Source organism: Novosphingobium sp. (assembly GCF_030696665.1).
Classification (GTDB): Bacteria; Pseudomonadota; Alphaproteobacteria; order Sphingomonadales; family Sphingomonadaceae; genus Novosphingobium.
Window position 1 is genome coordinate 327,724 of record NZ_JAUYRV010000046.1, and the last position, 19,261, is coordinate 346,984.

16 protein-coding genes are annotated in these 19,261 nt (G+C 62.2%); 9 read left to right on the forward strand and 7 right to left on the reverse strand.

All coding sequences use genetic code 11. From position 1 onward, the window contains the following. The first annotated feature begins 9 nt into the window (after nt 1-9). The 4 genes from Q8R81_RS14430 to lexA all read left to right on the forward strand — a co-directional run bounded on the left by Q8R81_RS14430 (nt 10) and on the right by lexA (nt 3,317). Nucleotides 10-708, forward strand: a complete 699-nt coding sequence (locus Q8R81_RS14430; protein WP_305618967.1) for an arylesterase — start codon at nt 10-12, stop codon at nt 706-708. A 170-nt stretch (nt 709-878) separates the two neighbouring features. Then, nucleotides 879-1,355, forward strand: a complete 477-nt coding sequence (gene moaC / locus Q8R81_RS14435) for a cyclic pyranopterin monophosphate synthase MoaC (RefSeq protein WP_305618968.1) — start codon at nt 879-881, stop codon at nt 1,353-1,355. Next, nucleotides 1,352-2,557, forward strand: coding sequence for a molybdopterin molybdotransferase MoeA (locus Q8R81_RS14440; RefSeq protein WP_305618970.1), 1,206 nt, complete (start codon nt 1,352-1,354; stop codon nt 2,555-2,557). The genes moaC and Q8R81_RS14440 overlap by 4 nt, the downstream gene beginning before the upstream one ends. A gap of 58 nt (nt 2,558-2,615) precedes the next feature. Continuing rightward, nucleotides 2,616-3,317 carry a transcriptional repressor LexA gene (gene lexA / locus Q8R81_RS14445; RefSeq protein WP_305618971.1) on the forward strand — a complete coding sequence of 234 codons (702 nt, stop codon included), beginning with the start codon at nt 2,616-2,618 and terminating at the stop codon, nt 3,315-3,317. Nucleotides 3,318-3,326: 9 nt separating this feature from the next. Here lexA and Q8R81_RS14450 read toward each other — a convergent pair whose 3' ends face one another. Next, entirely contained in the window at nt 3,327-5,606 is a 2,280-nt protein-coding gene (locus Q8R81_RS14450; protein WP_305618972.1) for a ComEC/Rec2 family competence protein, read from the reverse strand. 29 nt (nt 5,607-5,635) lie between these two features. Here Q8R81_RS14450 and gltX point away from each other — a divergent pair, with 29 nt between their 5' ends. From gltX to Q8R81_RS14465, 3 genes are read left to right on the forward strand one after another with little or no spacing between them, the layout of a single operon-like run. Next, the gene (gltX, locus tag Q8R81_RS14455; protein ID WP_305618974.1) at nt 5,636-7,099 is read left to right on the forward strand and encodes a glutamate--tRNA ligase; all 1,464 of its coding nucleotides are present in this window, start codon (nt 5,636-5,638) and stop codon (nt 7,097-7,099) included. A 46-nt stretch (nt 7,100-7,145) separates the two neighbouring features. Further along, on the forward strand, nt 7,146-8,432 hold the full coding sequence (locus Q8R81_RS14460) for a citrate synthase (protein ID WP_305618976.1): 1,287 nt from the start codon (nt 7,146-7,148) through the stop codon (nt 8,430-8,432). Nucleotides 8,433-8,465: 33 nt separating this feature from the next. Next, the gene (locus Q8R81_RS14465; protein ID WP_305618977.1) at nt 8,466-8,657 is read left to right on the forward strand and encodes a hypothetical protein; all 192 of its coding nucleotides are present in this window, start codon (nt 8,466-8,468) and stop codon (nt 8,655-8,657) included. Here the strand turns inward: Q8R81_RS14465 and Q8R81_RS14470 are convergent. From Q8R81_RS14470 to Q8R81_RS14485, 4 genes are all read right to left on the reverse strand, one after another. Beyond that, nucleotides 8,654-10,033, reverse strand: coding sequence for a HAMP domain-containing sensor histidine kinase (locus Q8R81_RS14470; protein ID WP_305618978.1), 1,380 nt, complete (start codon nt 10,031-10,033; stop codon nt 8,654-8,656). The two genes, Q8R81_RS14465 and Q8R81_RS14470, sit on opposite strands and share 4 nt — an antisense overlap. 1 nt (nt 10,034) lies before the next feature. After that, the gene (locus Q8R81_RS14475) at nt 10,035-11,024 is read right to left on the reverse strand and encodes a hypothetical protein (RefSeq protein ID WP_305618980.1); all 990 of its coding nucleotides are present in this window, start codon (nt 11,022-11,024) and stop codon (nt 10,035-10,037) included. 16 nt (nt 11,025-11,040) lie between these two features. Further along, a complete protein-coding gene (locus Q8R81_RS14480) occupies nt 11,041-12,315 on the reverse strand; it encodes a hypothetical protein (RefSeq protein ID WP_305618981.1) in 1,275 nt (424 codons plus the stop codon). A 67-nt stretch (nt 12,316-12,382) separates the two neighbouring features. Then, nucleotides 12,383-12,688 carry an Hpt domain-containing protein gene (locus Q8R81_RS14485; RefSeq protein ID WP_305618983.1) on the reverse strand — a complete coding sequence of 102 codons (306 nt, stop codon included), beginning with the start codon at nt 12,686-12,688 and terminating at the stop codon, nt 12,383-12,385. Nucleotides 12,689-12,760: 72 nt separating this feature from the next. Between Q8R81_RS14485 and Q8R81_RS14490 the strand changes: the two genes are divergently transcribed. Next, nucleotides 12,761-15,355 carry a hypothetical protein gene (locus tag Q8R81_RS14490; protein ID WP_305618985.1) on the forward strand — a complete coding sequence of 865 codons (2,595 nt, stop codon included), beginning with the start codon at nt 12,761-12,763 and terminating at the stop codon, nt 15,353-15,355. Between the two features lie 50 nt (nt 15,356-15,405). On the opposite strand, the gene Q8R81_RS14495 is transcribed toward Q8R81_RS14490, so the two are convergent. Both Q8R81_RS14495 and Q8R81_RS14500 read right to left on the reverse strand, forming a co-directional pair. Continuing rightward, the gene (locus Q8R81_RS14495; RefSeq protein ID WP_305618986.1) at nt 15,406-16,833 is read right to left on the reverse strand and encodes a UdgX family uracil-DNA binding protein; all 1,428 of its coding nucleotides are present in this window, start codon (nt 16,831-16,833) and stop codon (nt 15,406-15,408) included. Beyond that, nucleotides 16,830-18,077: a putative DNA modification/repair radical SAM protein gene (locus Q8R81_RS14500; protein ID WP_305618987.1), complete on the reverse strand. Its 1,248-nt coding sequence runs from the start codon at nt 18,075-18,077 to the stop codon at nt 16,830-16,832. The genes Q8R81_RS14495 and Q8R81_RS14500 overlap by 4 nt, the downstream gene beginning before the upstream one ends. Nucleotides 18,078-18,202: 125 nt before the next feature. On the opposite strand from Q8R81_RS14500, the gene Q8R81_RS14505 reads away from it, so the two are divergent. Continuing rightward, nucleotides 18,203-19,099: an alpha/beta fold hydrolase gene (locus tag Q8R81_RS14505; RefSeq protein ID WP_305618988.1), complete on the forward strand. Its 897-nt coding sequence runs from the start codon at nt 18,203-18,205 to the stop codon at nt 19,097-19,099. Nucleotides 19,100-19,261: the final 162 nt, after the last annotated feature.

Sequence of the window (19,261 nt, forward strand, 5' to 3'; positions counted from 1 at the left end):
TGCATGGGCATGAGAAAGATCGCGCTGTTCGCCGCCCTGCTTCTGGCCGCATGTTCTGCAGAAGATGCTCCTGAATCAAAGGCTTCCGCCTCGCCTCAGGCATCCGCCCCTGCCGCTGCCATTCCCGCTGACGCACCCGTCATTCTTGCCTTTGGTGACAGCCTCTACGCCGGATACAACCTGCAGCCCGGTGAAGGCTATCCGCCGCGTCTGGAGGCAGCGCTGAACGCTGGCGGCACCCCGGCGCGGGTCGTCAACGCGGGCGTTTCGGGTGATACCACGTCCGCCGCGCTGCAGCGGCTCGGCTTCACGCTGAACAACCAACCGGTCAAGCCCACGCTGGCGCTGGTTGGCCTTGGCGGGAATGACATGCTGCGTGGCCTGCCGCCTGAAGAAACGCGCGCCAACCTCGATTCGATCCTCACCGAATTTGACCGGCGCGGCATTCCCGTGGTGCTGACCGGAATGCTCGCCGCCCCCAACCTTGGTGCGGATTATACCGAGCGATTCAACCCGATCTGGCCGGATATGGCCAAAAAGCACAAGGCCGGGCTGGTGCCTTTCTTCCTGCAACCTGTCCTTGGCAACAGCGCGCTGATGCTGGGCGACAATGTCCACCCCAATGCAGAGGGCGTCGAGAAGATCGTGGCGGCAACGCAGGCGCAAGTGGCCGATGCGCTGAAGAAGGCGGTTGAGAGCGAGAAATAGCGCTGTCCTACACAATGCGGCACTGTCAGAATCGCCCTATGTCCGCAAGCCGCCTCCCCACCTTGAAAACCGCCACCTATCCGGCCATTGCGATGTCCCGCCGGGGCCTGAGAGTTCTCTCTCTGGACTGTGTAAACTGTGTAAACCTGTTCAGGGAAAGGGCGCACTGAATGAACGGATTGACCCATATCGATTCGGCCGGAACCGCCCGCATGGTCGACGTGGGCGGCAAAGCCGAAACGCAGCGCGTCGCCATCGCGCGTGGTGCCATCCGCATGAGCGCGCCGACCTTGCAAGCGGTGCGGGAAGGCAATGGTCCCAAGGGTGACGTGCTGGGCACCGCGCGGATTGCCGGCATCATGGCCGCAAAGAAAACCGGCGATCTGATCCCGCTGTGCCATCCGCTGGCGCTGGATGCAGTGAACATTGACCTTGCCTTCACCGACAGCGGCGTGGACTGCACTGCCACCGCTTCTCTCACCGGGCGCACCGGTGTTGAAATGGAAGCATTGACCGCCGTGTCGGTCGCCCTGCTGACGGTCTACGACATGGCCAAGGCGCTCGACAAAGGCATGGTGATCGAAAACATCCGCCTGATCGAGAAGCGCGGCGGCAAGTCCGGCACATGGCGGGCGGAAGACGCGTGAGGACACCGCCGCTCCCCCTTGCCGAAGCGCAGGCGCGGTTGCTGGCGCTTGCTCCAAAGCTGCCGGTGGAACATCGCGTGGTGGGAGAATGTCTTGGCTTCTACCTTGCCGAACCGCTGCACGCGCGCCGCACCCAGCCGGCAGCGCCGCTATCGGCGATGGATGGCTATGCGTTGCGCTCCGCCGATTTGCGCGGCCCGTGGCGCGTTACCGGCGAAAGCGCGGCGGGCCATCCCTTCGGTGGCACTGTCGGTGCAGGTGAAGCGGTAAGGATCAGCACGGGCGCGATTGTTCCGGCCGGCGCCGACATGGTGCTCTTGCAGGAAGACGCAGCACGTGATGGCTGCGACATGCGGCTTACCGGCGAACCTCCGATGCCTCGGGCGCGTCATATCCGCCCAGCAGGCATGGATTTCACTGCCGAGGCCGCGTTATTGGCAGCGGGTGCCCGCATCGGTGCAGCGCAGATCGCCCTGGCCATCGCGGCCGGGTATAGCCATCTGCCAGTGCGGCGGCGGCTGAAGCTGACCGTGATCGACAGCGGCGATGAACTGGTGCTGCCGGGGCTTTTGCCAGACCAGCACCAATTGCCCGCCAGCAACGGCCCGATGCTCTGCGCGATGGCAGCGGCGTTGCCGGTGGAATTGCGGCACCTTGGCCCGATCCCGGACAAGCTGGAGGCTCTGGCTGCTGCACTGGAAAGCGCTGGCGATGCTGACGTGATCGTCACGAGTGGCGGCGCTTCGGTGGGCGACCATGATCTGGTGCGCCCTGCGTTGGCGGCGGTGGGCGCATCAATCGATTTCTGGCGGGTCGGGATCAAGCCGGGCAAGCCTTTGCTTGTTGCGCGGCGCGGGGATCAGGTGATCCTTGGCCTGCCGGGCAACCCTGCTTCGGCTTTCGTCACGGCTTTCCTGTTTCTGCTGCCGTTGCTACGCACCGCGCTTGGCGCAAGCATGCCGTTGCCGCGCGCCATTCCGGCGCGGCTGGCAGGGCCGCTGGGGAAAGGCGGCAGCCGCATGGAGTTTCTGCGCGGCGTCTGGGATGGGGTGAGCGTCAGCCTCGATCCGCTGCAGGATTCGGGCGCACTCTCGCCACTGGCGCGCGCCAACGCCCTGATCGTGCGGGAGGCCGGGGCGCAGGAGAAGGCAACGGGAACGGATGTTCCGGTCTACCTGCTCGAAAATGGCGGTATTGCTTGACGGGTTAATCGAAGTTGCTTATCCGTTCCTCATTCGTTCACCTGCGGAGGAACCGCCAATGTTGACGCGCAAGCAGCATGAACTGCTCACCTTCATTCAGATCCGTCTGGAGGAATCCGGTATTTCTCCTTCATTTGAGGAAATGAAGGAAGCGCTCGATCTCAAATCAAAATCTGGCGTTCATCGCCTGATTTCGGCTTTGGAAGAACGGGGCTTCATCCGTCGCTTGCCTAACCGAGCGCGCGCATTGGAAGTGCTGCGCCAGCCTGACAGTTCCGTCAGCAAACCCGCCGCGCCCGTGCGAGAAGCGGCAAACGCCAACACGGCGCTTACCCCGCTGCGCAGTATGGCGAAGGCAACGCCAGCCCCGGCGAATGACGTGATCGAATTGCCACTGCATGGCAAGATTGCAGCAGGCATGCCCATCGAAGCGTTTGAAACCACCGCCACGTTGCCGGTGCCTGCCGCCCTGCTTGGCGCGGGTGAACATTACGCGCTGGAAGTGTCCGGGGATTCGATGGTCGAAGCCGGTATTTTTGATGGAGACTACGCGCTGGTCCGCAAGACCGACATCGCACGCGACGGTGAAATCGTTGTGGCGCTGGTGCGCGGCGAGGAAGCGACGCTCAAGTACCTCCACCGGGAAAAGGGCATGATCCGGCTCGATCCGGCAAATGCTGCCTATGATCCGCAGTTTTATAGGCCCGATGAGGTAGCCGTGCAGGGTAAGCTGGCAGGGTTGCTGCGCCGGTATCATTGAGCGAAGGGGTTATCTGCTCGCCGCACCTGTTAGCGCGGGTAAGCTTGAAGGTTCAGGTTGGGGCTGGGGCTGATCGTTCCGGCGGTCAGCCAGAGGCTCTGGCCAGCGATACCAGCCGTGCTGCCCTTGCGTTTGCGCCACTGTCCTGATCGCGCCGGTTTCAAGGTCGACAGCCAATCCGCCGGTGGTGGCCAGAAAGCGACGGTCAGCCTTCAACATGCGGGGGCGGCAGGAGAACGGCAGGCGGCGGTCTGATACGATGATGTCGGTGCGTTCGCAGGCTGCAGCGAGGGACATTTCGTCGATGTAGGCACGACTGCGGGAGAGCAGGAGCGTGAACCGCTTGCCATTGCTGTTAATCGTGGCTGTGCAGAAGTCATCGTTACAGCGAGCGGCGGGCCATTCATCTATCGGCCGGAGGGTGCCTTCCATACCGGCAAGTTCCAGCAAGTTGTCACGCATGTAATCACCCCGGCCCATGCGCAGAACGATCAGATCGTCGCCCTCGCCCGTCAGGCCGACGTGGTGGCCGTCTCCGGTGACAAGTATATCCGGCGTCGGTGTGACGATCATGGCGATGACCGCAAAGCCAGCCGGGATCGCACCCCACAGACGAACCTTGCCGGTCCACAGCGCGAGCCACAGCATTCCACTGACAAACAGTGCAAAGGTCCACGGCGCAATGGCCGGAAGCATGGTCACTGCGCCGGGCCGCGCTGCCACGAAGTGGGCGAGCGCGAGGAGCAGTTCGAGGCTCTTTCCAGCAAGCCACCATGCAGGCGCGCCGATGCCAACACTATCGAGCAACAGGGCGAGGCCGATAAGTGGCATGGTGACGAATGTGGTCAGCGGGATGGCGATGACGTTGGCCAGCGAACCGTACACGCCAGCGCGGTGGAAATGGAACAGGCCGATGGGCATGAGCGCGAGTTCGATGACGAGACCCGTGGCAAGCAGCAAAATCAGGTTGCGCGCCATGCGGACGAGCGGGCCGTGATGCTCTGCGGTGAGAAAGCCGCGCACCGGGGCGGCGGAGTGGAACGCAATGATGGCAATGACGGCGGCGAAACTCATCTGGAAGCTGGGTCCGACGACCGCCTCCGGCCAGAACAGCATCACCACCAGCGCGCCAACCGCAACCATCCGCAGGGAAAGCGGATCACGACCCAGCGCCAGCGCGATCAGAACCAGCAGCGCGCCAATGCACGACCGGATGGTCGGCACCTCTGCCCCTGTGAGCAGCGTGTAAGCGATCCCCGCCAGCACCCCCATCAGCGCAGCGGCAATCGGCACGCGGATACGCAGTGCGACCCAAGGGATGGCGGCAAGCAGGCGCGCGACGAGGAAATAGACCGCGCCAACCAGCGCGCTGACGTGAAGACCGCTGATTGACAGCAGGTGCGTGAGGCCCGCGTCGCGCATAGCGTCCTCGTCCGCCGTAGCAATTGCGCCCCTGTCTCCGCTGGCCAATGCAGCGGCGATTGTGCCGGGGGATCCGCTGAGTTGTGATCGGACATGATCGGCCAGCGCGCGCTGCGCGCCACGCAGCGTTGCGCCTTGCATCGACGGAGAGATGATCGTCACTTCGCCCAGCGCGCTGCCGGTAGCGGCAAGGCCGTTGAACCATGCGGTACGCGCGAAGTCATAAGCGCCGGGCAGCATTGGTGCAGCAGGCGGCATCAGGCGGGTCCGAACGCGTATCTGTGCGCCCTCGGTGATGGCGGGTGAGTCCTTGCCGAGCGGCAGGTTAACGCGGACGCGGACGGCCTCGGCAAATTCCGGCAGCCGGGCGATGAGGAGCAGGCGCGCGCGCGCCTTGGCCGGCTCCTCGCGCCGTTCAAGCACCCTGCCCTCCAGCGTGACCACAATGGGGCGCGCTATTCCCGGTTGGCCGAGCAGTGCGGACTTTGTCCAGACGGTAGCAGTGCCTGCCGCAAGCATCACAGCGAAGCCGAACAAGGCAAGCCGCAGGTGAGGAAGGCGCGCTTCATCAAGGAACAGCAGCGAGATCAGCGCGGTGGCGAGCGCGGTGAGCACGAGTGCGGTCCAGTCCGCCTGCGTGGGCAGAGCAACCCACGCCACGATCCCCGCTGCGAAGGCCACCACCAGCCACAGCCCGCGTTCGAACGGGTGGGAATCAAGGAAGCCGTCTGCAAGCTCAAACATCTTGGCAAGCACGCTGGACAATCGCACGCGGATGTCCCAATGCCGCGCTCGTCCGGCCGGGGCAGTGCCCGGATCGGCGGCGGGAATATCTGCCGCAGGTCCATCTGCCGCCGGGGACGCCATGACATTCAAAGCAAAGGAAAGCGCGGCCAATGGCAAGCGCCACTGACACCATTTCCGCAGGATCACCCGCAAAGGGCAAAGTGGTCACGCGGTTTGCGCCCTCGCCCACGGGATTCCTGCACATTGGCGGCGCGCGCACTGCGCTGTTCAACTGGCTTTATGCGCGCCATCATGGCGGCACATACCTGCTGCGGATCGAAGATACGGACCGCGCGCGGTCTACCGACGCGGCGATTGAGGCGATCTTCGACGGGCTGAACTGGCTTGGCCTTGGCGGAGACGCGGAACCTGTGTTCCAGTTCGCCCGGTCTGACCGCCACGCCACAGTCGCGCATCAGATGCTGGACGCGGGCTATGCCTATCGCTGCTATCTGACGCAGGAAGAACTGGCCGCACGGCGTGAACTGGCACAGGCTGAGCGTCGGCCCTTCCGCATCGACAGCGAATGGCGCGATGCAGGCGCAGACCAGTGGCCGGACGGCCAGCCTTATGTCGTCCGCATGAAATCTCCGCGTGATGGCGAGACGACCATAGACGACAAGGTGCAGGGTTCGATTACCGTCCAGAACAGTGAACTGGACGATTTCGTGATCCTGCGCTCCGACGGTACGCCGACGTACATGCTGGCGGTCGTCGTGGACGATCATGACATGGGCGTCACCCATGTGATCCGGGGCGACGACCATATCAACAACGCGTTTCGCCAGTTGGTGGTGATCCGCGCGATGCAGGCGATCGAGGGCGGATGGCCCGATCCGGTCTATGGCCATATCCCACTGATCCACGGCTCCGATGGTGCCAAGCTCTCCAAGCGTCACGGCGCGCTGGGAGTTGACGCCTATCGCGACGAAATGGGCCTGCTGCCCGAAGCGGTGTTCAATTACCTGCTGCGGCTTGGCTGGGGCCACGGTGACGAGGAAATCATCAGCCGCGATCAGGCGGTGGAATGGTTCGACATCGGCGATGTGAACAAGGGCGCGTCGCGGTTCGACCTCAAGAAACTGCTCAATCTTAACGGCCATTACATCCGCGAGGCTGAAGATCGGCGGCTGGCGGATCTGGTAGCACCCAAGCTGGCGACGCTGGAGCCGGGCTTCGATGTTGCCAGCGGCACAGACCTGTTGGCAAAGGCCATGCCGGTTTTGAAAGTGCGCGCAGCGGACCTCAATGAGCTGGCAACCGGGGCAGTATTCCTCTTTGCCCAACGGCCTTTGCCGATGGTGGAGAAAGCCGCTGCCCTGCTCACCGACGATGCGCGCGCCATTCTTGGCAAGGTGTTAAGCCGCCTTGAGGGCGAAAACGTCTGGACAACGGAAAGCCTCGAGGCCACGGTAAAGCAAATGGCCGAGGAGCTTGGGATAGGCTTGGGCAAGATTGCCCAACCGTTGCGCGCAAGCCTGACGGGACAGACTACCTCGCCGGGGATTTTCGACGTATTGGCGCTTCTCGGTAGGGATGAGTCGCTGGCCCGCATTGGCGATTCAGCGGCTTGAGCCGGGTAAGTGATTGCAAATCAGAGATAAACAGGAGGGTTAAGGCGTGAGCGATAACCAGGCTTCTTTGACAGCCGGTGGCAGCACCATTGAAATGCCGGTCAGGAGCGGCACGATCGGTCCGGATGTGATCGATATTCGCAAGCTCTATGGCCAGACGGGCATGTTCACCTACGACCCTGGCTTCACTTCGACGGCCAGTTGCGATTCCGCGATCACCTATATTGATGGCGACGAAGGTGTCCTGCTGCATCGCGGCTATCCCATCGGCCAGTTGGCCGAGCATTCCAGCTTCATGGAAGTCAGCTACCTGCTGCTGAACGGCGAATTGCCGAGCGCGCAGGAACTCAGCGATTTCAGCCGCACGATTACGCGCCACACCATGCTGCACGAACAGCTTGCCACGTTCTATCGCGGGTTCCGCCGCGACGCACACCCTATGGCGATCATGTGCGGCGTGGTTGGCGCGCTTTCCGCGTTTTACCATGACAGCACCGACATTGCGGACCCCACCCACCGCAAGATCAGTTCGCATCGCCTGATCGCCAAGATGCCGACGATCGCGGCGATGGCGTACAAGTATTCGGTCGGCCAGCCTTTCGTCTATCCGGACAACAAGCTGTCCTACACCGGCAACTTCCTGAAGATGACCTTCGGCGTTCCGGCAGAAGAGTATGAAGTGATCCCCGCCGTGGAAAAGGCGATGGACCGCATCTTCACGCTTCACGCTGACCACGAACAGAACGCATCGACATCGACCGTGCGACTTGCCGGGTCTTCGGGCGCAAACCCGTTTGCCTGTATCGCTGCGGGCATTGCCTGTCTGTGGGGTCCGGCGCATGGCGGCGCAAACGAAGCCGCGCTGAACATGCTGAAGGAAATCGGCACGCCCGACCGCATCCAGCACTATATCGATCGGGCCAAGGACAAGAACGATCCGTTCCGCCTGATGGGCTTCGGCCACCGCGTGTACAAGAACTACGATCCGCGCGCGACGGTGATGCAATCGACCGTGCGCGAAGTGTTTGCGGCGCTGAACGTGCAGGATCCGCTGTTTGAAACCGCGCTGCGGCTTGAGGAAATCGCGCTGAGCGATCCTTACTTTGCAGAAAAGAAGCTGTTCCCGAACGTGGACTTCTATTCGGGCATCATCCTTTCGGCCATCGGTTTCCCGACCACGATGTTCACTGTGCTCTTCGCCCTTGCCCGCACCGTGGGCTGGGTGGCGCAATGGAACGAAATGATCAGCGATCCAGGCCAGAAGATCGGGCGTCCGCGCCAGCTCTACACCGGCCCGACTGCGCGCGATTACGTGCCGGTGAGCGAACGCTAAGAAATTGACGTAACGAATTAGGAGCAAGCGGCGATGACGACAATTCTCAGGATTTTCGGCATCGCCGCTCTTCTTATGGGCGGCCTTTGGACCGGCCAAGGACTGGGCCTGATCATGTGGCCATCTTCAAGCTTCATGCTGGCGCAGACACAGTGGGCCTATATCGGCGCTGGCCTGATGCTGATTGGTGTGATTGCGCTGTGGCGTGCAGGAAAGCGCCGTTAGCCTAGCGCTGAGGCCTGGACCGAAGCGTCTGCAGGCAGGCTCAACACGAACCGGGCGCCGCCGCCCGCCGCGCTTTCTACTGAAAGATCGCCGCCCATTGCGCGCGCGAGCTTGCGCGAAATGTATAGGCCAAGGCCGCTGCCGCCATCACCGCTACGACCAAGCCGTTCGAATTTGTTGAACACCCGGTCAGCCTGTTCGGGATTGATCCCGTCACCCTGATCTTCGACCGTGAGCCATGCCATTCCCAAATCGAAACCGGTTTCGATCCGCACCGTGGTATGCCCGGGTGTATAGCGGACTGCATTGCCGATCAGATTGAGCAGAATCTGCAACACGCGGCGAAATTCGCCGATGGCAGGGGCAGCCGCATCTTCCGACGGCAGGGCGAGTGCGATGTGCCGCTCCTGCGCGCGGACGCCAAGGATACCTGCCGCCCGGCGCGCGCAATCAGCAAGGTCGATGTGGTCTGGCGCAGGCGCGAAGTTCTCGTCTTCAACCGTTTCCAGAACGGCAAGATCCTCGACCAGCGAAAGCAGATGACGCCCGGATTCTGCAATATCTCCGGCATAACCGACGTACGGCTCGGCAATCGGCCCCGCCAGGCGGGTGCGGATCGTTTCAGCATTGGCGACGATCCGGTTGACCGGCAGGCGCAGCGCCGGGGCAAGATTTTGACCAAGCAGGCCTTTCCAGTCAGCCTTGGATGCCAACGGTTGAACCGTGCCAGACAAAGCCCCCGGCGATTCGGCCAGCACCGTTTCGGCGACCAGCAACAGTTCGAACCCGCCGTTGCGCAGTGGCAACAGCCGGGCATTCCACCGCCGGACAGAGCCTGCGACCTGCACCGCCGCATCATCAAGCAATCGCCAGTGCAACGGCTGATGATGACTGCTGCTCTCAACCGTGACCAGATCGGTCCAATAACGCCCGAAACCTTGCTGCACTGCCGCCGCGAAAGGATGAAGGTCTGCTCCATCGACGAAGCCGGAAATCACGCGCTGTTCCGCGTCGAGAACAATGTGGGCCTCAGCCAGTTGGCGCAGTAGCGCAACGTCATCAGCGCCGCTTCGGTCAGTCGTCCAGGCGCTGGCGGAAAGCCGCCATTCAGTGATGGCGATGCGGGTGCCGCCATCTTCGGGCACAACGTTGGCACGGAAAGAAAGCGGCTGCCCCTCGTCCTCAACCGCGACCATTGCGGTGAGCGCAAGGCTTTCGGCGCGCACCTTGCGCACCAGTGCAAGCAACGCGGGCATGGCGATTACGCCGGGATAGCTGCCTCCGATGCGAACTTGCAACGCCGCCAGTGCCTCGTCGGCTTCGACAAGACGATCAGCCGCGTCGGCGCGGGCGCGGATTGGCCCTGCGGCAGTCATCTCAATCCTGCGCGTCCATTGGCGTGCTGGCCAGCAGCACCGCCGCGCGTGCCGGATCAAGCCGTTCGATGCCAGCAGGCACTGCGATGTCGGGATGGAGCGCGGAGAAAGTGGCGACCACGCCTTCGCGCTGGACGTGGGCGGCCACAAGCGAGAGTGCGAGGCGCGGCATCTGGCTTTCGGTTGTGCACATGATCGCGGTTTCACGGGCGATCCCGGCATTGGCAGCAAGGCCGCTTAGGAACAACGCCACACCGGCATGATCAAATTGCAGCGTGGCAGACCGTTCCGACCCGAGCGCCGAGACAATGTGATCGAGCAGATCGACCCGTGAAGCCGCGACGGAACGGCGCTGCCGCAGGGTAATTTCGGACATTTCCGCCGCAGCTTTTCCGGCAGCGTCTTCGCCGACATAGTCTTGCATCGCGGCCAGCGCGATTTCGTGCAAACGCGTTGGAAGTTCGGCAAGGGGTATCTGCATACGCCGGACTTGCTGGCCAAAGCGGGCCTGCGCCGCCAGCAGGTTCATGCCACGCGCGGCGAGATCGGGGTCGGGCGAGGCAATCACGTCTTGCAAAAGCGGCGTGAGCACTGGATCTATGGCAAGCCTGCCCTGCAATTTTTCGGTCAATTGCCATTCAACCGCCAGCATGTGCAAATGGTGCAGTAGCGGCTGCCTGGCGGCCAACATCTCGGCAAGGCCCGGCCCCGCCTCGCGCGCCCATGCGGCGGCATCGGCGTGGCCTGCAGCCTCGCCCATAGCCTGCACCAGTTGGCGCGCTACATCGGCGAGCATGCCGCGCACCCGCGCGATGATTTCGTCGCTGAAAATCGAACGGTCATCATTCTGCAGGAGGTGCCGCAGAATCGGCCCCATGTGCAGCATCGCCTGATCGGCGTGGAACAGATCCTGACCGAGCAACGCCTCTATCGCTCCGGGGCGTGCTTCGGGATCGGTGCCCGCAGATGAAGTCCCAGCAGATGCAGTCATGGCCATATGAAAGTTCTTACTGGCGAGTGGTTAACTGCAGGTTAGGCGCAGAGGCTGCCGTTGGTCCCGTTTCGGGCGGAATTGTGCCAAACTGGAGCGTCAACAAGCATGCGCCGAACAAGGCGATGACGGCAAGGCCGATAGCTGCGTCAAATGGCAGAAACAAGCTGGCGGCGACCAGAAAAAGAGCGATGACCATGCGATCTGAAAGCCAGTGCGCCCACACCTGACCGGGCAATGCCAAAGCCACCAATCTTGCCCCGCCGACCAGCAAAAGCGGCGCAAAAATGCTTGCCCCCGGCGGTATCAATGACCCATCCGGCAGGCCACTGCGCCAGCCGGCCAAAGTCACCAGCCCAGCGTCGATCAGCAGGTGAAACGCCGCTGCACTTCGCCGGGCGATACCCGAGGCGAGCAACGAATCGCTCTCTACCTGTCCAAGCAGGCTGGCCATCCGCTCAACCAACCAGGCCAGGCCGAGCAGCGCAAACCCGAGGGCAAAACTGCCGAGCCACCCTGCCCCGCCGCCCAGCAGCCCCAGCGCACCGGCAGCAAGCCCGACCAGCGCCGGGCGGGTGCCCGCATGCAACATGGCCGGACCAAAGCGGTTGACGACGGCTATCGCAAGTCGCTCACCGGGCGTGGCCGGTTCTTGCCCGGCAAAGCGGGTGTGGAGGCGCAACCACCGCCGTTCGGCAAAATGTGCCTCGTCCTCATCGCGCAGGATGCTCCAGCGCCCGTCGTCCAGCACGGCAGAAGGAATGCTGCGAAGGGCAACCCGACCCTGAATGGCAAGGCGCAGCAGCGCGGATTGCGCGTTCCATTCGGGCGGAAGATCGGCCAGCCCCGCCGCTATGCGCCCCGGAAAGCGCATGGCTGCAGCAAAGGCATGGTTGATGTCGATTCGCTCAAACCCCAGTGGCAACGCGGTTTCGACGGGCAAAGTCAGGATCACCGCCCCCACCTCGATCTGTTCGCGCAGGGTGTCGGGCATTGCCAACAATCCGTCGCCCAGCACGATCACGTCGTCTTCGGGCGCGAGCAAGGGCACCAGTGCGCGCGCGGTGGCAACGACGTGGAACTGCGCACCTCCCGCTTCGGCAAAGTGCTGGAGCGCCACCAGTTCGCCGCTAATGGCCTCGGCAACGACGACGATCCGCCGCGCACCAAGCGACAGCGCGAGGCCGATCTGATGGCGCAGCAGCGACCGCCCGCCAATAGGCAGGTATCCTCGCAAGCTGCCCGGATCTGCCCTGGCGGCTTCGATCAGCGATAGAACTGCGACCCGCACCCGCCTGCCTCCTGACGGGGTATCGTAGAGGTTGCGAGCCGCGCTGCCAAGGCGGCGGCAAAACTTGTCAGGGTTCTACTGCAAGATCGCCAAGCATCTGCCGCAGGCGTCGCAACACCGAGGGATCGCCGGGGACCGTATCAACGGCCTCCTCAGCCAATGACAGCAAGCCATCGGCATGGAAACTTGCAGCCAGCCCTTTGAGCCGCATCGCCGCTACCTGCCAGTTTCCGTCGCATCGTGCGCGCGATAGAAGATCGATCTGATGCTCGGCGCTTTCGATGAACGCTGCGCGCAATTCGCGCACCAAATCGGGATCGTGCCCTGCGGCAACGGCGAGATTGGCGTCGAGTGAAGCACCTTCGTAGGCCATATGACCGGCCTACGTGGCGAAGTGTTAAGGCAGGGTTTATGACCTTTGCAAAAACGTGATATGCACAACCGTATGAACGGGGGAACACGGATCAATCCGATTGAGGGTGCCGACACAGGCACCGGTGCAACTGATTCTTTCGAGGCAGCCGCCCCGGAAGGATCACTCCTGCTGGGGCAAGCTGTGGAGTTCGATCCCTCCCCCGGCATGCCCGCTCCAGGAAACCTTGATCGGCCTGATCAGGTATGGGACGACGAAGCCGAACTCTATACCAAACCCCGCGATTTCAGCTGGATACCCCCTCTACTGGCTGGCCTTGTCGTAGCGGCCTGGACCGCGTTTTTCGCTTGGTCAGTGATCCTGAAGCAGCGCGAAGCGATTTCTCCAGACCAATGGGTGTGGTGGATCGCGCAATGGTCGGCCCCGACGCTGCTTGTCATGGTGGCGCTGCTTCTGGTCATGCGCACGAGCCGCCGCGAAGCGAACCGCTTTGCCGATGTGGCGCTTTCGCTCTCGCGCGAGTCCAGCGAGCTTGAGAAGCGTCTGGTTTCGATCAACACCGAATTGTCACTGGCCCGTGACTTCATCGCCGCACAGGGCCGCGATCTCGAATCGCTCGGGCGCGTTGCCGTCGACCGCCTTTCATCAAGCGCCGTCCGGCTTGACGAACTGGTAGGCCGCAACGGCGCGCAGGTTGACCGCATCGCAGAAGTGTCGTCGGCGGCGCTCGACAACATGGAGAAGTTGCGCGGGCAGTTGCCGGTGATTGCCAACGCCGCCAAGGATGTGACGAACAACATCGGCAACGCCGGTCGTACAGCACACCTTCAGCTGGAAGAGCTGGTTTCCGGCTTTCAGCGGCTCAACGAATTCGGCCTTGCCAGCGAACGCCAGGTCGCGTCGGTGCGCGAACGGGTTGAAGGGTCAATTGCAGCATTTACCAAGGCGTCAGACGATCTGGCAACGCTGGCCGAGACCCGGTTCCATGAACTTGCGCGGAGCAGTGCCGAACAGGCTGGCTTGACGCAGGAATCTGAACAGGCCGCACTGGCAGCATGGCGTGAACGCAGCGATGCGCATGTTACCGCGCTGCGCGACGCGCTAAATCGGCTTGCTGCGGATCATGAAGCGGTGCTGGCACAGTCTACCAGCCAGCTTGGCCATTTTGAGGACGCGGCACGCGCGCTTCATACGCAGATGGGTGATGACGTTCGCAATCTGGACGATCAACTGTCCCGTCGGCGCGCCTCTGCTGAGGCGAACGCGAAGGACCAGCGAGCCAGCCTCGAACGGCGGCTTGCCGAAATCGACGAAGCCATTGCGCATCGCCGCGTAGCGATGGAACAGGCGGCCGGATTGGCTGCCGAGGGGCTGGCGACAAAGCTTGCGGAGCTTGACCTGGCGGTTGAAGCCCAGCGCAAGCTGCAACTGGCTGAGGCCGAGGATCTGGCAACACGGTTTGACCAAATTGGCCGGAAAGTCAGTGACTTTACCGCACTTCTTGGCAGTTCAGGTGCGGAAGGCGTTCAGGCAGCAGCATCCATCGACACATCGATTGTTGCACTCAATGGCCGACTTGCCGAAATGCGTCATGCGCTATCGGGGACGGATCTTGAGATCGGTGAGCTGACGGATTCGGCAGTGCGGCTGCTTGAACTGATTCAGGCTGGCAGCGATCATACACGGACACAGATGCCCGAAGCGCTGCGCAGCACTGAAGCCGGGCTGCGGGGGCTGGAAGACCGGGTGTTCACTCTGCGCGACACCCTGCGCGAGGCAGGCGACGGCGGGCAGACCCTGTCGGAGACGGTCGGAACCGCTCGCGGCGAGGTGTCGGCAACGATCAAGGAATTGCAGCAGGCACAGAAAACTCTTGCCGAACAGGCGAGCGAGCGCGAAGCGCGGATCGCGGCACTGCGTGACATGCTGGCAGCAGCCAAGGCCGACAGTGCAGCATTGGCTGACGAAATCGAACAGCGCGTGTCGGGTGCCATTGCCCAGCTTGTTGATGCCGCAGGGAAAGCTGGCGAAAGCATCCGCGCCAGTACGGCTGGCGAAGTGGAAGCGATCGCCGACCGGCTGGGCGAACAGAGCAGCGCCGCAATTGCCCGCGTCTTGCAGGGCCGTGCCGCAGAGCTGATCGGCAGGCTGGAGGAAGCCATTGACGCGGCTGCATCGGCAAGCCGCGAGACAGCAATACAGATGCGCGACCAGTTGACGAAAGTCGATGAACTGGCCGGAAACCTTGAATCGCGGGTGAGCCGCGCACGCGAAAAGGCCGAAGAGCAAGTCGACAACGACTTCGCGCGCCGCGCCGCGCTGATTACTGAATCGCTCAATTCCTCGGCAATCGACATTGCCAAGGCACTGTCGGTCGACGTATCGGAAACCGCATGGGCGTCGTATCTGCGTGGCGATCGTGGCATCTTTACGCGCCGCGCCGTGTCATTGCTGGAGAATGCCGAGGCCAGAGCGGTGCAATCGCACTACGAGGCCGAGAGCGAATTTCGCGAGCATGTGAACCGCTACATCCACGACTTTGAATCGATGCTGCGGCAGTTGCTCTCCACCCGTGACGGTAATGCACTGGGTGTGACGTTGCTGTCATCGGACATGGGCAAGCTCTATGTCGCACTGGCGCAGGGGATCGAACGGCTCAGGAGTTGAGTTTCGGGTTACGTGAAATCGCCTGTTCTGGAGATGATCCGCGCCTTGGGCTAAAGCTCCGAAAGCCTTGTGGCTACCGTGCGCAAGTCATTCGCAAACTTGACCTCTTCGGCAGCGCGGCTCTGCTCCGGTAACCGCAGCAAATAGCTGGGATGCGTGGTGATCCACAGCTCACTACCGTCATCCAGCACGTGCGGCTGCCCCCGCACTTTCTGCACACTCACAGTCTTGCCCAGCAAACTGCGTGCCGCGCTGGCTCCCAATGCAAGGACGAGCCGGGGCTGGACCAGCATCCGTTCGCTTTCAAGCCACCATCGGCACATATCAATCTCTCTGGCGGTCGGCGTTTGATGCAAGCGTCGCTTGCCCTGCGCCACGAACTTGAAGTGCTTTACCGCGTTGGTGACGTAAGCCTGATTATCAGCGATGCCCGCCGTTTCCAGATGGGTGCGCAGCAACTGACCAGCAGGGCCGACAAAAGGACGGCCTTGCGCTTCCTCGGTATCGCCCGGCTGCTCTCCGACGATCATCAGCGGACCAGCGACAGGCCCCTCACCCATCACGGCGCGGGTGCCGTTGCAGCCGATCTCGCAGCGACGGCACGCCTGGATCGCTGCGCCAATGGCATCGAGGTTCGGCGGGCGCTCGCCAAAACTCTGTTCCCCCGCTTTGACCATCTGCGCCTCGCGTGCCTGCGCTCCAGCGATCAAATCGGGGATGAGCGCTGCCTCGGGCATGTTCTTCCAATATTTGCGGGGCATTTCCTTGAGCATTGCCCCCACCTTCAGGCGCGCCGGATTGAAGATCGATGCAAAGTAGCCACGCCACAGCGCCTCAACCGGATCGCCCGATGGCGCATCAGCGCGAGTCGCTGGCGGGCCTTCCTGCAACGCCTCCCCATCCCAGTGAAGCGTCCCGCGCGGTGTGAGGATGGACCAGCGCATCGCGGTGAAGCGGCGCGTGAAAAACCCTGCATTGGCGCGAAGGATGTGATGCTCCGGTTCGAACCAGGCAACGTAGTGCTCCCCCGTTCCACTCTCCAAAATGCGAAAGCGGACGAAAGCCCGCATCTTGTGAATGTCGCGGCGCACTTGCCGGGCAAAGTCCTCCATCCTGCGCACGTCCGAATCGGCCTTGTCCTCCATCAGGCGTGGGAGGGATTGGAGCCGCCACAGTGTGCGGTAGAGCAAAGAAAAGCGTTCTGTATCAGAGTGAAGGATCACGCTTTGGGCAAGTTGCAGGAAGTCTCGGGAAGCGCGAGGCTGCGGCGCATCAACGAGGGGCGATGGAAGGCGGCCGTTGCCTCGGGAGAAAAGATCGGCGCTTTGATCAGCAGGAGACTCCCATGTTACCCGGTCTGGCGACACATCTGCGCAGATCATTCGGCGCGCCGCATCGCGCCAACCATCAAAATCATCGGGCGCGGCGAGCGATATGCGGAACGCCTCAGCCAAGGGCAGGTCGCGGGACGGCGTCATGCAAAGAGTTCCAACTGCTCGCCTCGCGCTGCGGGCGCAACGAGACTGCGCAGATCGGCACGGTCAGCCAGCAGCACCGGCCGCCAATCCTCCGTGACGATGAACGGGCGCATCTTGGCGATCGAAACGGTGAGTTTGCCCACGTCTGCCAGGTGCAACCGGCGCTGGCGGCGTGCGGCGATCAGCGCATTGACCGCGTTTACACCCAGCCCCGGCACACGGAGCAGTTTTTCACGCGGCGCACGGTTCACATCGACCGGGAAATCACCACGAAAGCGCAGCGCCCACGCCAGCTTGGGGTCGATATCAAGCGGCAGCATGCCATCGGAACCCGCCGCTTGTTGCACCTCGTGCGGCGCGTACCCATAAAATCGCATCAGCCAATCGGACTGATAGAGCCGATGTTCGCGCATCAAAGGCGGGCGCTTTAGCGGCAGGACCGCGCTGGCATCAGGGATTGGGCTGAACGCGGAATAATAAACCCGGCGCAGGGAGAAACGGTCATAAAGCGTGCTGGCACGGCCAACGATGTCGGCGTCAGTCGCCGCGTCCGCTCCGACGATCATCTGCGTGGATTGGCCACCAGGTGCGAACTTCGGCGCATGGCGGAAGCGTTTGCGAGCATCCTTGGCCTCAACGATGGCATCTTTCAACGATCCCATCGCCCCTTCGATCTGCGGCGCAGACTTGTCGGGCGCCAAACGCGTGAGGCCCGCTACCGTGGGCAGTTCGACGTTGATCGAGACGCGATCGGCATGAAGCCCGGCCTGTGCGACCAGCCCGGGATCGGCCTCCGGGATAGTCTTAAGGTGAATGTAGCCGCGAAAATCGTGTTCTTCCCGCAGGATACGGGCGACTTCTATCATTTGCTCCATCGTGTGGCTGGAACTTTTGACGATCCCGGACGAGAGGAAAAGCCCCTCGATATAATTGCGGCGGTAGAAGGACAGCGTCAGGTCCACCACTTCCTGCGGACTGAACCGCGCACGGCGGGTGTTCGAGCTTTTTCGGTTCACACAGTAGTGGCAATCGAACACGCAGTGATTGGTCAGCAGAATTTTCAGCAGCGAGATGCAGCGTCCATCTGGGGCGTAGGCGTGGCAAATGCCCATGCCTTCGGTCGACCCGATACCTTTTCCGCCCGTGCTGTTGCGCTTGGTTGTGCCCGACGATGCGCAGGAAGCATCGTACTTGGCAGCATCGGCGAGAATCTCAAGGCGTTCCAGAACGGAAAGTTGCTGCATACGTTCTATATATGTTCTTAAACTGGAATGCGCCAGCCTGAACATGTGGGCAGACAGTAAGCGGAACGCGAAACGGGACGAACGGTTTAGTCATCACCAAACCAGAACCCAAGGAACGTAGCGCCATGCCGATGATTGAAACTCGCGACGGGACAAGCCTTTACGTCAAGACATGGGGCGATGGTCCACCCGTGGTGCTGATCCACGGATGGCCGCTTTCCTGCGACAGTTGGGATCCGGTCAGCCACGCATTGGCTGAGGCGGGATTCCGCGCCATTGCCTATGACCGACGCGGCTTCGGTCGGTCGCACCAGCCCTCAAGCGGTTATGACTACGATACTTTTTCCGACGATCTGGCAGACGTCATGGCGGCCATGAGCGTTAAGGAGGGCGCTGCGTTGGTGGGCTTTTCGATGGGTGGCGGCGAGATCGCCCGCTACATGTCGCGCCACGGTGGTCGAGGCGTGTCGCGGGTGGCGCTGATTTCTTCGGTCGTGCCTTATATGCTGAAAGCCGACGACAACCCCGACGGTGTGCCCCAAACGACTTTTGACGAAATGACCGACGGCATGCTGGAAGATCGTGCCAAGTTCTTCACGGCATTTTTCAAGGACTTCTATGGTGTCGGGTTGCTGTCTCATCCGGTGAGTGACGAGGTTTTGCAAGCTTCGCGGATCACCGCGATGCAAGCGGGTCTGCGCCCCACACTGTTGGCCGCAAAAGCCTTTGCAACGACAGACTTCCGAGGAGATCTGGCATCGCTGCGTGTGCCGACACTTGTGATTCATGGCACGTCAGACAAGACAGTGCCGATTGACGCGACAGGGCGCGCGGTTGCCAAGGCCGTGCCTCATGCCACGTTGGTGGAATACGATGGTGCGCCACATGGCGTTTTTGCCACGCACGCCGAGAGATTGAAGAAGGATCTGCTCGACTTCGTTGCAGGGAACCCAGTGGAGACAATGCCGCAAGAGGTTCTCGATACGCTCACCGCGCAAACGCTGGTCGCTCCAACTATTTGAACAACCTGGATTTTGTGGCGAAACGTTCATCCAGCGAATTCGTCCGCACCGCAGCAACACATATCGCCACTGGTTGGGTCAGCGGTTGTGCCCATGCGCCGTCGTTTCGGCGAGGTTGCAATCCGAATCATCGCGCCATCCTGCGCAACATTTGCAGGCAGT